This window comes from Bradyrhizobium sp. SRS-191 (assembly GCF_024586915.1).
In the GTDB taxonomy this organism is placed as follows: Bacteria; Pseudomonadota; Alphaproteobacteria; order Rhizobiales; family Xanthobacteraceae; genus Bradyrhizobium.
The window spans coordinates 213,392-225,751 of the sequence record NZ_JANBVS010000010.1 but is presented as its reverse complement, the minus strand read 5'-3'; the positions used below and the strand labels follow the sequence as shown (position 1 = coordinate 225,751).

The 12,360-nt window shown below is 60.4% G+C and carries 10 protein-coding genes; 7 read left to right on the top strand and 3 right to left on the bottom strand.

All coding sequences use genetic code 11. From position 1 onward, the window contains the following. Nucleotides 1-293: 293 nt before the first annotated feature. The 6 genes from NLR35_RS19695 (at nt 294) to NLR35_RS19670 (ending at nt 7,025) form a co-directional block, all read left to right on the top strand. Complete coding sequence (locus NLR35_RS19695) at nt 294-1,331, top strand: PIN domain-containing protein (RefSeq protein ID WP_257168179.1); 1,038 nt, start codon at nt 294-296, stop codon at nt 1,329-1,331. A 109-nt stretch (nt 1,332-1,440) separates the two neighbouring features. Next, nucleotides 1,441-2,763, top strand: coding sequence for a HEPN/Toprim-associated domain-containing protein (locus NLR35_RS19690; RefSeq protein ID WP_257168178.1), 1,323 nt, complete (start codon nt 1,441-1,443; stop codon nt 2,761-2,763). A gap of 1,093 nt (nt 2,764-3,856) precedes the next feature. Beyond that, a complete protein-coding gene (locus tag NLR35_RS19685; RefSeq protein ID WP_257168231.1) occupies nt 3,857-4,606 on the top strand; it encodes an SDR family oxidoreductase in 750 nt (249 codons plus the stop codon). A gap of 131 nt (nt 4,607-4,737) precedes the next feature. After that, nucleotides 4,738-5,994, top strand: coding sequence for a sulfite dehydrogenase (gene soxC / locus NLR35_RS19680; protein WP_257168177.1), 1,257 nt, complete (start codon nt 4,738-4,740; stop codon nt 5,992-5,994). After that, nucleotides 5,981-6,514 carry a c-type cytochrome gene (locus tag NLR35_RS19675; protein WP_257168176.1) on the top strand — a complete coding sequence of 178 codons (534 nt, stop codon included), beginning with the start codon at nt 5,981-5,983 and terminating at the stop codon, nt 6,512-6,514. The genes soxC and NLR35_RS19675 overlap by 14 nt, the downstream gene beginning before the upstream one ends. A 106-nt stretch (nt 6,515-6,620) precedes the next feature. Next, nucleotides 6,621-7,025 carry a DUF302 domain-containing protein gene (locus NLR35_RS19670; RefSeq protein ID WP_257168230.1) on the top strand — a complete coding sequence of 135 codons (405 nt, stop codon included), beginning with the start codon at nt 6,621-6,623 and terminating at the stop codon, nt 7,023-7,025. A gap of 61 nt (nt 7,026-7,086) precedes the next feature. Here NLR35_RS19670 and NLR35_RS19665 read toward each other — a convergent pair whose 3' ends face one another. The 3 genes from NLR35_RS19665 to NLR35_RS19655 form a co-directional block, all read right to left on the bottom strand. Beyond that, entirely contained in the window at nt 7,087-7,383 is a 297-nt protein-coding gene (locus tag NLR35_RS19665) for a hypothetical protein (protein ID WP_374940832.1), read from the bottom strand. 71 nt (nt 7,384-7,454) lie between these two features. Beyond that, the gene (locus NLR35_RS19660; RefSeq protein WP_257168174.1) at nt 7,455-7,802 is read right to left on the bottom strand and encodes a hypothetical protein; all 348 of its coding nucleotides are present in this window, start codon (nt 7,800-7,802) and stop codon (nt 7,455-7,457) included. An 83-nt stretch (nt 7,803-7,885) separates the two neighbouring features. Next, on the bottom strand, nt 7,886-8,851 hold the full coding sequence (locus tag NLR35_RS19655; protein ID WP_257168173.1) for an MBL fold metallo-hydrolase: 966 nt from the start codon (nt 8,849-8,851) through the stop codon (nt 7,886-7,888). A gap of 282 nt (nt 8,852-9,133) precedes the next feature. Here NLR35_RS19655 and NLR35_RS19650 point away from each other — a divergent pair, with 282 nt between their 5' ends. Continuing rightward, complete coding sequence (locus tag NLR35_RS19650) at nt 9,134-12,004, top strand: winged helix-turn-helix domain-containing protein (RefSeq protein ID WP_257168172.1); 2,871 nt, start codon at nt 9,134-9,136, stop codon at nt 12,002-12,004. The last annotated feature ends 356 nt before the right edge of the window (nt 12,005-12,360 follow it).

Here is a 12,360-nt window from a genome sequence, read left to right as displayed (position 1 = left end):
GGGAAATCGCGGTTGAGGAAATTGTCGGGCACGTTATCCGGCGCCTGTCCAACGGGTCAGAACGCCGGGACTGGTCAAACTGACCGCGATCACTATTGCCGACTGCGAGCCTATACCGGACGCATTCGGGCGTTGCTCGGAGCTGCTGCATAGCGCAGCCCTTGCTTTGAACCGTCCGCTGCCAAGGCCAGATGCACTGTCAGCCGATATTGATGCTCTCGCGACTTGGTCAGATGACCTCCGGCAGCGCCAAGGCGCTGCAAGATTGCCCTGATTTCTAGCCGGTGCCGACTATGACCTTGAAACTGTTAATCGATACATCGGTGTGGCTTGATCTAACAAAAGACCCTCGCCAACTCCCCCTGCTAGACGCTTTGTCGACAATGACAGAAGCGAACGAGGTTGCGCTGATCCTCCCGCAGATCATCATCGATGAATTTGCCCAGAACCGAGATCGAGTGATGGCGGCGAGCAGAGCCAGCCTTTCGAGCCACTTCAAGCGGGTTAGAGAGGCAATCGTGCAGTTCGCTCCCGAAGATGGGCGAGAAGCGACGCTCAAGCGGCTAAACGAGATTGATCATCGCATCGCCACTCGTGGTGAGGCGGTGAACGAGGCTGTGGGCCTGATTGAGAAGCTGTTCGCCACGACGGAGCCTGTGCCAATCAGCGACAGTATCAAGGCACGTGCCGCTGATCGAGCTATCGCCAAGGTCGCACCTTTTCACCGGCAGATGAACGGCATCGGAGATGCGATCATCATCGAGACTTATGTTGACGCGCTGGCTGAGCGTGAGGATGACGACGTGTGCGCGTTCGTGACCCATAATATCCACGATTTCAGCCAGAAGGGAGCGGACACACGCTTACCGCACCCGGACCTAGAAGCTCTCTTCGACGGGGCGCGCTCCCGATACTCGACCAACTTGGGCGCGCTGCTCAATGAGTTTGCGAGCGATCTGCTCGAAGAGATCAAATTTGATCGCGAATATAGCCAGGAACCCCGGCAGCTATCTGAGTTGCTGGAGGCGGAGGAGAAGCTGACCCAGCAGGTCTGGTACAACAGGAAGTGGGGCATCATCGATCGCGTCGAGCGCGGAGCAGAGAAATTGGTGCCCAAGGAGGAGTGGGAGAGGGCGACTCCGGAAGAACGCCGAGGCCTAATGGTTGATACGATTTGGGAAGGAATGCTTGCCGCGATGAAGCGGACCGAAAATGAGCTTGGTCCAGACAGTCTAGGTCCCTGGACCGACTTCGAGTGGGGGATGATCAACGGCAAGCTGTCGGCAATACGTTGGGTGCTCGGCGATGAGTGGGACATGCTGGATACATAGGCGAACTGGAGGTTCCGGGTGTCGCGATGTCTGCGACAGCCATCCCGTAGCACGGGTGAAAGTGCTGCATGAGGGCGCCCATGGCGCCGCACGATGATAAGGGGCCAGCGTGGGCACGGAAATTACGCTCGATGTTGCCGGTGTGATCGTCACGTACAGCAAGAACCACCGAGGGATTGATCATGGATCGCTTTTTCAAGAACGGGACCGAAAGGCGATCAGGAGCGACCAGCTCAACTACGATTGGTATAAAGAGGAGGGCGAGGACCCCACGCCCTCAGAGATGGCGTTCACGCGACCGCTTAAGCACGTCGTTCCGCGCCTCGAACTCCTGGGCTTCAATTTGGAACGCGTCCGCCGTGAATATGACGCAGTCGCGCAAGACTGGCTAGAGGAGAGGCAGTCTCTCCGGGACGATGATGACGAGCCCGTTCCCGACCTGATGAGCTTTACAGAGTTCTGCACGTTCGTCACCGCACACGCGCTCGATGGCCTCGACGACACATTTATCTCGGGTACGGACAATGTAAGCGAAGAGAAGATCCGAGGGCGCTTCAGTGGGATGCAGTTCGAGCGGATTCCCCGCTGCCGCCCCTACGATGTACATGCCTATTCGGAACGAAGCTTCTTCGGCGGGCTGGTAGATATACTTCACCCGTATTCAGTTCTTCGACTCTTTGCGGATTCGAAGGCGAACGAGGACGCTCCCGTTGTCTGGCAGTATGGACCGTTGCTACAGAACGGGTGGGCAACAGAGCGGGAGTTCGTGCCTCAAGCTCGGCGAACGGAGACGTTCCTGATCGCAACCGAGGGCAGCTCGGACGTCCACATCTTGACGCATGCGCTCGCGTTGTTGCGGCCAGGGATCGCGGATTTCTTCCGCTTCATTGACGTGAGTGAAAGCCATCCATTCTCGGGCACAGGCAACCTGGTGAAATTCGCGGAGGGGCTCGCTAAGATAGATGTTCAGAATCAGGTCGTCTTCGTATTCGACAATGACGCTGAGGGGCTCGACGCCCATCAGCGTCTGTCCACACTCACCTTGCCTGCGAATATGCGTGGAATCATGTTGCCTGAACTTGAAGAGTTCCGCTCGTTTCCAGCGGAAGGTCCTGAGGGGCTCCACAACTCGAACATTAACTGCCGCGCTGCGGCAATCGAGTGTTATCTCGATCTCAACGTCGGCGGTCACCCGCCGGCCAAAGTGCTTTGGACCAACTACAAGAAGAGCCTTGGCACGTATCAAGGGGCGCTGGAGTACAAGGAATCCTATAGCAAGGAATTCTTGAAGCAGTTGGCCGAGACGTTGGCTCTAGGTACATACGATGTGCGCAAGATCGAGTCGGTTCTCGATCTGCTCATTGCCGAATGCACAGCAATCGCTCTCGACCAGTGGGACCCGGCGAACATCGAATTGAGAGACGGCTCCTGATCGCTGAGAAAAGCAATTTCCCGTTACGGTGCATAAAACTCTCGTGATCCGATCAGGAGCTTGACGCCTCAGAGCACGCTTCCGCTCCTCACCCTGAGGAGCGCGCCTCTTAGCGCGCGTCTCGAAGGGCGAGGCCCAAGCTGAGGCCTCATGGTTCGAGACGCGCCGCCGTGAACACTTTTCGTCATGGCACGATCCGTGGTGCGGCGCTCCTCACCATGAGGATTTGGCACCGAAGCCGGTGCTGCACATTGACCATGATCACGCCAATCGGCGTTTTCATGGAGACCGGCTAGCTCCGCACCCCGGAGATGCAGGTGAACCATGAGCAGCGGGCTCATCGAAGGTGCTCCTTCACTGCCGCCGATTGGCTGAATGATCCTCTGCCCGACGGTCAATCCTCGCATGCCCCGCATGCGTTAACTGCCCGTCGTGCCAGTTTGTCGCGCACTTCTTTCTTGCCACGTCGGGCAAATCACCTCCACATTCTCGCGCATCCCGGCTCGCTGAAGAGGGACGTTTCGCGATCGTCACGAGCGTCGAGCAGGGGAAGCGATGGGCGCGTTGCTCTGCAGCCTGGTCTCACGACCGGGCCGACGAACGGAGCGAGGCGACGGCGAAATGGTGTGGTCCTGGCGTCCCGATGCTGACGCCAAGCCGGCGGTGATGATGAGCCGCAGGCGACGGGGGCAAGACAGCCGGTCCCCGGGGAGAGCGCCTATAAGTCGCAAAACCGTCGCGCAGGGAAGGCCGGATATTGGGCTGAACCTGTGGTTCTGCCGCGTGCTTTTTGCTGCACGCGGACCGCGGGTATCAGCCGATACCCGGTCTTCCCTGCGCCTCTTCGTCTCGGGAGAGGTTCATTCGAGAGAACAACTCGGGCGGAGATCGCCGCGAGATCGCTCAGCCATGCCTGCTGCTTGAGACGTGCAACACGCGTCCGGTTCGACCTGGTCTTTGGTGGAGACATGGACATCGGGGGATCGGAAAAGAATTCGCAGAACGATCCAATCCGCTTCCGACATGGTCCCTTAGCGTCGTCGGAGTGCCGCAGGGGAAACGCCTGCGGCAACTGACCGAGCGAGGGACAAACATGGACCGATTGTCAGGGAAGATCGCGCTCGTCACCGGCGGAACCAGTGGCATAGGATTGGCGACCGCAAAGCTGTTTGCGGAGGAGGGCGCCTTCGTCTTCATTTCGGGGAGACGGCAGGCTGAACTGGAGACGGCCGTCGCCGCGATCGGGGCGAGCGCCAAGGGCATCCAAGGCGACATTGCGAACCTGGGTGATCTCGATCGTCTGTTCGACGAGATCAGGAGAAGCAAGGGTCGACTGGACGTTCTGTTCGCCAATGCCGGTCTCGGCGAATTCGCTCCTCTCGGATCGATCACCGAGGCGCACTTCGACAAGACCTTCGGCGTCAACGTTCGCGGGACCCTGTTCACCGTGCAGAAGGCGCTGCCGCTCATGGGTGAAGGCTCCTCGATCGTGCTGAACGCGTCGATCGCCGCCATCAAGGGCATTCCCGCATTCAGCGTCTACGCGGCGACGAAGGCCGCGATCAGGTCGTTCGCCCGCGGCTGGAGCGTCGATCTCCGAGATCGAAAGATCCGCGTGAACGTCGTGAGCCCGGGCACGGTGCCCACGCCTGCCTACGACAAATTCGGCATGACGGACGACCAGATGGCTGAGTTTCTGAAGGGCCACAACGATGTGGCGCCGGTCGGGCGGGTTGGACGGCCGATCGAGATCGCGGAGGCGGTGCTTTTCCTGGCGTCCGACAAGAGCTCCTTCGTCAACGGCGCCGAACTCTTCGTGGACGGCGGCGCTGCTCAGGTCTGATCATGCCAACGGTTCGAGAGCATCGCAGCGGATGACTTGGCTGAGGCCATCTTGGTTCGAGGCACACGTCGACGCGACCTGGACGGGGGACCGCGGGCCCCGGCTCGCTCTCGCGTAGGAAGGACAACGGTATGTCGGAACGAAACGGAAGCGAAATCGCCTGGAATCGAAGAAGGATCCTCGCGGCCGCGGCGACGGGTATCGTTGGAAGCACAGTCGCGGGACGCGCGTCGGCAGAAACGCTGGCGGACGTTCCCGCTCGAGAGCCGGGGGCCGATTTGGGCGCGCTCAGCGCGCGGTCGAAATACGTGCAGATCGGGCGGATCCCTGAGGCGGGGCCAGGACGCCGCAACGTCGACCCTGCCGATGCCATCAACTCGAAAGCTCCCTTGCAGAAGCTCATCGGCGCAATCACGCCATCCGACCTGCACTACGAGCGAAGTCATGCGGGCGCACCCGACCTTGACCCGTCAAAGCACCGGCTGCTCGTGCACGGCATGGTCCGCAAACAGCTGGTCTTCTCCGTCGAAGACTTGAAGGCGATGCCGGCAGTCTCCCGTACCATTTTTCTCGAGTGCACCGGCAACGGCTGGGAAAACTGGAAGAAGGCCGACGGTAATCTCACCGTTCAAAACACGCATGGGCTGGTCAGCACCAGCGAATGGACCGGCGTGCCGCTGAAGTTCATTCTTGGTCTGGTGGAGAAGGAGGCGGCTTCCACCTGGATGCTTGCCGAGGGTGGAGATGCGGCCGCCGTGGCCCGCAGCATTCCGCTCACCCAAGAGATCGTCGATGAGGCAATCGTCGCTTACGGGCAGAACGGAGAGCCGATCAGGCCGGCGCACGGTTTTCCCATCCGGCTGATCCTTCCCGGCATGGAGGGCAATCTGAACATCAAATGGCTGCGTCGCCTGAAATTCGGCGAACAGCCGTGGATGACCCGATGGGAGACGGCACGCTACACGCAGCTTCTCGCGAACGGGAAGGCCAGGCAATTCCAGCTGCGGATGGAGACCAATTCGGTCATCACGCAGCCGTCGGGCACCATGCAGATAAAGCCGGGGTACAATCGCATTTCAGGACTGGCCTGGAGCGGGCACGGCAAGATCGCCCGGGTGGAGATCAGCACCGACGGCGCTGAGAGCTGGCAGGACGCTCAATTGAACCTTCCGGCTCTGCCCAAGGCCCAGACACGCTTCCAGATGGATTGGATCTGGGACGGCAAGCCGACGAAGATCGTCAGCCGTTCGATCGACGACAAGGGCAACGTGCAGCCCGACCGGGACTCCTTCATCGCCAAGATGGGGACGAACGCGCTGTTTCACTACAACGCCCAGCAGACCTGGAGCATCGACCAGGCAGGAAGGGTCCAAAATGTCCTGTCGTAGAAAGGTGCTGCTCTCGGGCGCGGCCGTGTTCGCGCTCGTCTCCTCCGCGGTGGCGTCGGAATTCGGCCGCCCTGCGACCCCGAACGAAATCGCGCTATGGGACATCGACGTTCGGCCCGACGGCAAAGGTCTGCCGCAAGGCGCCGGCACGGTTGCCAGAGGCAAGGACGTCTTTTCGGAGAACTGCGCGGCGTGCCATGGCGACAATGGCGTCGGCGGCATCAAGGACCGGCTCGCCGGCGGGCAGGGGACACTGGCCTCTGCCATGCCCGTGAAGACGGTGGGAAGCTTCTGGCCGTACGCCACGACCCTGTTCGACTACATCCATCGGGCCATGCCCTACCAGGCGCCCGGATCGCTCAGCGTCGACGATACCTACGCGGTGGCCGCCTACATTCTCAGCCTCAACGGGATCCTGCCTCCCGACGGCAAGCTCGACAGCCACTCACTGCCTGACATTCGGATGCCCAATCGGGACGGCTTCATCCCGGAACCGGAATTCAGCAATGGCAGCAAATAGGTTCGCAATGAGGGGCGCGGCAAATTCGCAGAATCGCTGCTTGCGGCGGCTCCTGCTGACAGCAACCATCGTCCTCTTTTCCCTCGACCTCACAGGAGCAAAGGCCATGGCCGCAGAAGGATTGATCAGCCAGCAGAGCCACTACGAGCCGAAGGAGACCATGGCGCGGCTCGAATCCGCCGTATCCAGGCGCGGCCTGACCATCTTCGCGCGGGTCGATCACGCGGATGGCGCGGCCCAGGTCGATCAATCGCTGCGCCCGACCGACCTGCTGATCTTCGGGAATGCAAAAGGCGGAACACCGGTGATGCGGGCGGCCCAGACCGCGGGCATCGATCTGCCCCTGAAGGCGCTGGTGTGGCAGGATGCCAACGGCATCACCTGGCTGTCGTATAATGATCCGGCCTGGATCGCCGCCAGGCACGCCGCGAGCCCCGAAGCCAACGCCGCTATCGAGGCCATGACTAAGCTTCTCCAGGGCATTGCAGCCGAAGTTGTGTCGGGAAAATAGCGGCACGTGATGTTGTTGCCGGGGGGGGAATACGTTTGTTGATCGATCCTGTCCCGGTCGTCTAGAGCCGGGAGAGGTACACCAGCAGCGCAATTCCCATCACACTGAGGAGCCCGCCCAGCACGATGTCGATACGTGAGCCGGGGATGCGGCGCTCCTCTTCCTTGTCGATCATGGTCGCGTTCCGCAGAAAGCGAACGGTCGCGAGGACGAACAGGAGCGTTGCCACGGCGATCGCCGAGAGTCCCGCGATGTTTGCGAGTTGGCGCCCGGGCCCATGCGGAGTGGCGGCATCCACGGCCAAGCCTGCGGCCTTCAGCATCAGGTCGAATCTTTCGATCAGGAATCCAAACGCCATGACGGCGATGGCCGTCCGTATCCAAGCCAGGAAGGTGCGCTCGTTTGCGGCATGATCCCGAAAGTTGCGTATCATCTGTTCTCGCCGGTGGTCTCGACGGACGCTTGAGAAGCGGATTCTGTCTCCGTTGTGATGAACACCGCAGGCTCGTCGTAGCCGCTGCGGCTGCTGTAGAACACCAGGCCCATCAGCCCGATCCCGACGGCCAACGAGAGGATGACACCCAGAGCCATCGCGACGTAGCCCGCGGTCGTCACGTCGGCTCCGCTGCCGAGCATCCAGCCGAGATAGGCGACGAAGCCCGATGCTCCCAGGAGCGCGACCAGGATCACGATGATGGTCCAGGATCCCACGCCAAGCCTGGCACTCGCCGTCGAAGTCCCCGCGGCAGTCACCGTTGTCTTCCTGGGGTCGCTCATCTCGGTGCTCCCTGTGATGGCCTCAATTAGCTCAGGAGCTCGTGCGCGCTCCTGAACCGGTGACTGAGTTGCAAACTGTGGAACTAGACTCCCTCATAGACCAGCTTGGTGAAAAAGGCCGGCGTGATGACGAACTGGCCCCACTTCCCGTCGAAGACCGCCGTCGGCTTGGCAGCGACCACCGCTTCGAGTGTCGTCTCCTGCTTCTTGAGCCTCGCGACATTGTCGCGGATGGCGACGAGCATGTCGCGATATTGTTGCAGGTCAGCGCGATTGCAGACGGGAAAACCGTGCCCCGAGATCACGATCGTCCTTTCACCGGCCTTTGCCAAATTCGCGTCCGCGGCGCGGATCATGCCGTCGATGCTTCCCCCGGTCGAGTAGTCGATGAACGGATAGATCCCGTTCCAGAAGGTGTCGGCTGCATGAAGAATATCCGCTTCAACGAAGTGGACCGATATGTCACTGTCGGTGTGAGCAGGCCCATAGTACTGGAGCTCGATCGTAGACCGGTTCACCTTCAGCTGTTTCCTCTCGGAAAAGACCTCCGTGGGAATGGCGCTCGGCACCAAGGCGGGAAAATCGAAGTCCCAGTCCTCGACGCGCTGCATGGTCTTCAGATGTTTCCGTGTGTTCTCGTGAGCTGTAATGGTCGCGCCCTCGGCATGTACCCACTCGTTGCCGTCGGCGTGGTCGAAATGCCAATGCGTGTTGACGAGATGCCGTACGGGCTCGGCTCCAAGACTGGCCAGCGCCTCCAGCATTCTCGGCTTCGAAGCCGTGATTCCGGCGTCGATCATGACCTTGCCGTCCGGTCCGCCGAGCACTCCGACATTGCCGCCCGATCCTTCGAGGACGCTCACGCCGCCGCGCAACTTGTGGACCTTGATGGCTGCCGTGGCTGCGTCCGCACGCATCAGGTCCACGATGTTCCTGGCTTTGGCATAAGCAGCCCGAGGAGTCAGCCATCCTCCACCGGCGGCAAGCGTAGCCGATGCCACGCAACACAGACAAAAACGTCGTCTCGTCAATTGTGACACTTGGCTCATCTTGGCCTCCAATCATCCGCAGGTCTCGTTCGGACATCTGGGGCGAATTCGAGGACAGGTACTTGAATGAAACTCCTCAGCTTTGTACGTTTCGCGCACTCGCAGACGCGAAAGCTGCAAAATGGCCGCGCGGAGCGACCCGTCCACTCTGCAGCTACCGCGGGCGATCTGTTGCAATTTGCCGCAGGTCAATTGCTCAAGATGGGTCCGTATTGGATTGGGTCTCTGATGGATAAGACGTACAGAAATTGAGGCCGGTGGCGCCTCGATAGGAACTGACGAATGATACCTCAGGATCTGTTGTCGCAGGAGGTATCGTTCGGCCCGTTTGTCCTGCGGGTGAGCGAGCGGGTCTTGCGCAAAGGCTCCACGCCGGTACATCTGCCCCCGCGCGCGATGGATATTCTTCTTGTGCTCCTGCAGCGGGCAGGAAGTGTGGTCGACAAGGATGATTTGATAGCGCGTGTCTGGTCCGATGCGACCGTCGATGCCGGAAGCCTGCGATTCCACGTCGGGGTGTTGCGCAGGGCGTTGGGGGATGGAGAAGGCGGCGCCCGATTTGTCGCCACTGTTCCGGGCAAAGGGTACAGCTTCGTTTGTCCTGTCTCATCTGATCTGATGAGCGCAGAGGCAGACGATAGAAATCGAGTTGTCGCGCCAAATCATGGCCTCCCACCGCGCCTTGGCCGGATGATCGGTCGCGCTGACGTGGTCGAAAAGGTCTGCGAGATGCTGCTCGAGAATCGCTTCGTCACGATTGTCGGACCAGGCGGGATCGGCAAGACGACAGTGGCCATAGAAGCTGCCTACAAGAGCAACGCGCGGATCGAGGACCCCGTGGCCTTCTTTGACCTGGGACCTCTCAACGATCCCATGCTGGTGCCGACAGCAGTAGCGTCGACGCTGGGCCTGATGGTTCAAACCGACGATCCGACGCCTGCGATCATCAGCTTCATCCGCGACAAACGCATGTTGCTCATACTCGATAGCTGCGAGCACGTCATCACCTCCGCGGCGGAGCTTGCCGAGCAAGTTTTCCAGAACGCGCCGAACGTACGAATTCTTTCGACGAGTCGCGAGGCGCTGCGGGTGGGAGGAGAGTATGTTCTGCAGCTGCCGTCATTGGAGAGTCCTCCGCTGAATGTGGAGACTGTTTCAGACCTGCTTGCGTTTCCAGCGGCGCAATTGTTTGTCGACCGTGTTCTGGCGAATGGGGCATCATTCGAATTGAGCGATGCGGACGTGCCGACGGTCGGAGAAATCTGTCGGCGCTTGGATGGAATAGCGCTTGCGATTGAAATCGCCGCGAGCCGTGTGAGCGCCTTCGGAATCAAGGAAACCGCTGCTCTGCTCGATGATAGGTTCAGGCTGCTCGGCCAGGGACGACGCACTGCCTTGCAGCGTCATCAGACGTTAACAGCCGCGCTTGATTGGAGTTATGGTCTGCTCTCGGACAACGAAGCTCTTGTCCTGCGGAGGTCATCCGTCTTCGTCGGCTTTTTCTCGATGCGAGCCGTCGCTGCCGTGGTCGGGCCGGATGATCTCAGCGAGGAGCTCGCGTTCGAAGCCGTCGGGAGCCTCGTAGACAAGTCGCTGATCGCGGTGTCTTCTGGGTCGTCTGAGGCGCGCTATCGCCTGCTTGATACCACCCGCGCGTACGCCCTGTCGAAGCTCATGGATCGCGATGGTGGTGGCGAAGGCGTCTTTCAGCGGCATGCGATGTTTTACCTGAGGTGGGCCGAACAGCAGGAGGCTGTTCGATTGGCCGAGGCGGAGCTTGATGGTGGCTCTGCCTACGATCCTCACCTCGGCAACATACGGGCTGCATTGGAGTGGTGCTTTCTTCAGACCGACAAGTCGATCGGTGTTGCATTGGCGGCCGCTGCCGCTCCACTGCTGCTCGAATCGTCACTGGTTACAGAATGTCGTCGCTGGACCGAACTGGCGATCGCCAATCTGGATGATGGAAGCCGGGGGACGTCCCGAGAGGTCGTCTTGCGTGCGGCGTTCGGCCTCTCGCTCATGTTCTCGCAAGGCAACAATGAGGAGGCTCGGACATCGCTCGAAAAGGGGCTTGAAGTGGCCGAGGCCTTGGAAGACTTGCCAAGTCAATTGCAATTGATCGGCCGCCTGCATCTGTTTCACTACAGAACCGGAAACTTTCGCGAGGCCCTCAGATTTGCTGAACGCAGTGAGCCGGTTGCTTTGAAGATGAATGACCCGGGGGCGCTGGCGGCCGCACACTCCCTTCTGGGTGTCTCGCATCATCTCATCGAGGATCTCAAGAAGGCGCGGGGGTACTTGGAATCGGCGATTGGGCACGTCCCTGCCTCGAAGCATGTCGATTCGCTCCGTCTTGGTCTCGACTATCGAAACCGTTCCGGAATCTGCCTGGCGCGCACGCTTTGGCTTCTCGGATACGCCGACCGCGCCACTGAAATGGCTCGGCAGGTCTCGATTGAGGCCGGCAAGTTGAATCACCCTCTCACGCTCTGCATCGCACTGATCTGGGCTGTCTCGGTGTATCTCTGGAACGGAGATTGGGAGGACGCGGAGCAGAGCATCGAGCGTCTGATCGGTCACGCGCGCAGCCGCGCGATAGTGGCCTACGAAGCAGCAGGAATTGGCGTGCGGGGCTATCTCGCCGTTATGAGAGGTGATCATCAAACAGGGCTGCCGATGTTGAGATACGCGCTCATCGAGACGCGCGCGCATCGTTATGAATTGATGACGACGGCCTTCAGGAGTGCTTTGGCGGAGGGGCTGCTGATGGCGGGGCAGGCGAAAGACGCGCTGGACGCCGTGGACGAAGCTCTTGCTACGGTGGCCCGCAACGGAGACGCGTTCAATGTCGCCGAGCTGCTTCGGATCAAAGGTCACGTGTTCATGGCCGATCCGATGAAGGACATGCCTAGAGCGGAGCGTCTTTTCGTTCAATCCCTCGAAGCCGCGAAGGCAAGCGGCGCCCGTGCTTGGGAATTGCGGACGGCGAGCAGCCTGGCTGGCCTGTGGCGTTCGCAGCGGAGGTTCCAGTCGTCCGTGGAGCTTTTGGAGGACGCCTTGACGGGGCGCACGGAAGGGTTTGGTTCTCGCGACTTCGTCAACGCGAAGGAATTGCTCAGGGATTGCGCCAGGCTCGCCGCGCCGGATTGATAAAGACTCTGCGCGGTCGACATGATGTGAGGAGGCTCTCACACAATCTAACAGCCGTCATTCGGCATTCTAACGCGCCTCTCGGATGTTCTAACCCCTGTATTCGCTTGGGAATTGTACGTTGCGCGTGCTGAGAGATCAACCCGAGAGCGTTCACAGATGCAAGGGTTCAGGGACTCCCGAAGGGAGAGAGCACGCGAGTGGTCAAGCTCGCCGCAGCGGCCTAAGGGGCTGCGTTTGCAGTGTTATACCAAGGTGATCAGCGCGCGGCTGAAACATCACAAGGCCACGTATACCTCGAACAATGCGGCACACGCGGGTGGTTTGCGTCCGCTGACCCAATGCCATGCCGTCGT

Excerpts from the sequence above, each read along its gene's own strand:
- NLR35_RS19695 (WP_257168179.1), top strand. The coding sequence starts at position 294 with ATGACCTTGAAACTGTTAATCGATACATCGGTGTGGCTTGATCTAACA.
- NLR35_RS19685 (WP_257168231.1), top strand. The coding sequence starts at position 3,857 with ATGGACCGATTGTCAGGGAAGATCGCGCTCGTCACCGGCGGAACCAGT.
- soxC (WP_257168177.1), top strand. The coding sequence starts at position 4,738 with ATGTCGGAACGAAACGGAAGCGAAATCGCCTGGAATCGAAGAAGGATC.
- NLR35_RS19675 (WP_257168176.1), top strand. The coding sequence starts at position 5,981 with ATGTCCTGTCGTAGAAAGGTGCTGCTCTCGGGCGCGGCCGTGTTCGCG.
- NLR35_RS19670 (WP_257168230.1), top strand. The coding sequence starts at position 6,621 with ATGGCCGCAGAAGGATTGATCAGCCAGCAGAGCCACTACGAGCCGAAG.
- NLR35_RS19665 (WP_374940832.1), bottom strand. The coding sequence starts at position 7,383 with ATGGCGTTTGGATTCCTGATCGAAAGATTCGACCTGATGCTGAAGGCC.
- NLR35_RS19660 (WP_257168174.1), bottom strand. The coding sequence starts at position 7,802 with ATGAGCGACCCCAGGAAGACAACGGTGACTGCCGCGGGGACTTCGACG.
- NLR35_RS19655 (WP_257168173.1), bottom strand. The coding sequence starts at position 8,851 with ATGAGCCAAGTGTCACAATTGACGAGACGACGTTTTTGTCTGTGTTGC.
- NLR35_RS19650 (WP_257168172.1), top strand. The coding sequence starts at position 9,134 with ATGATACCTCAGGATCTGTTGTCGCAGGAGGTATCGTTCGGCCCGTTT.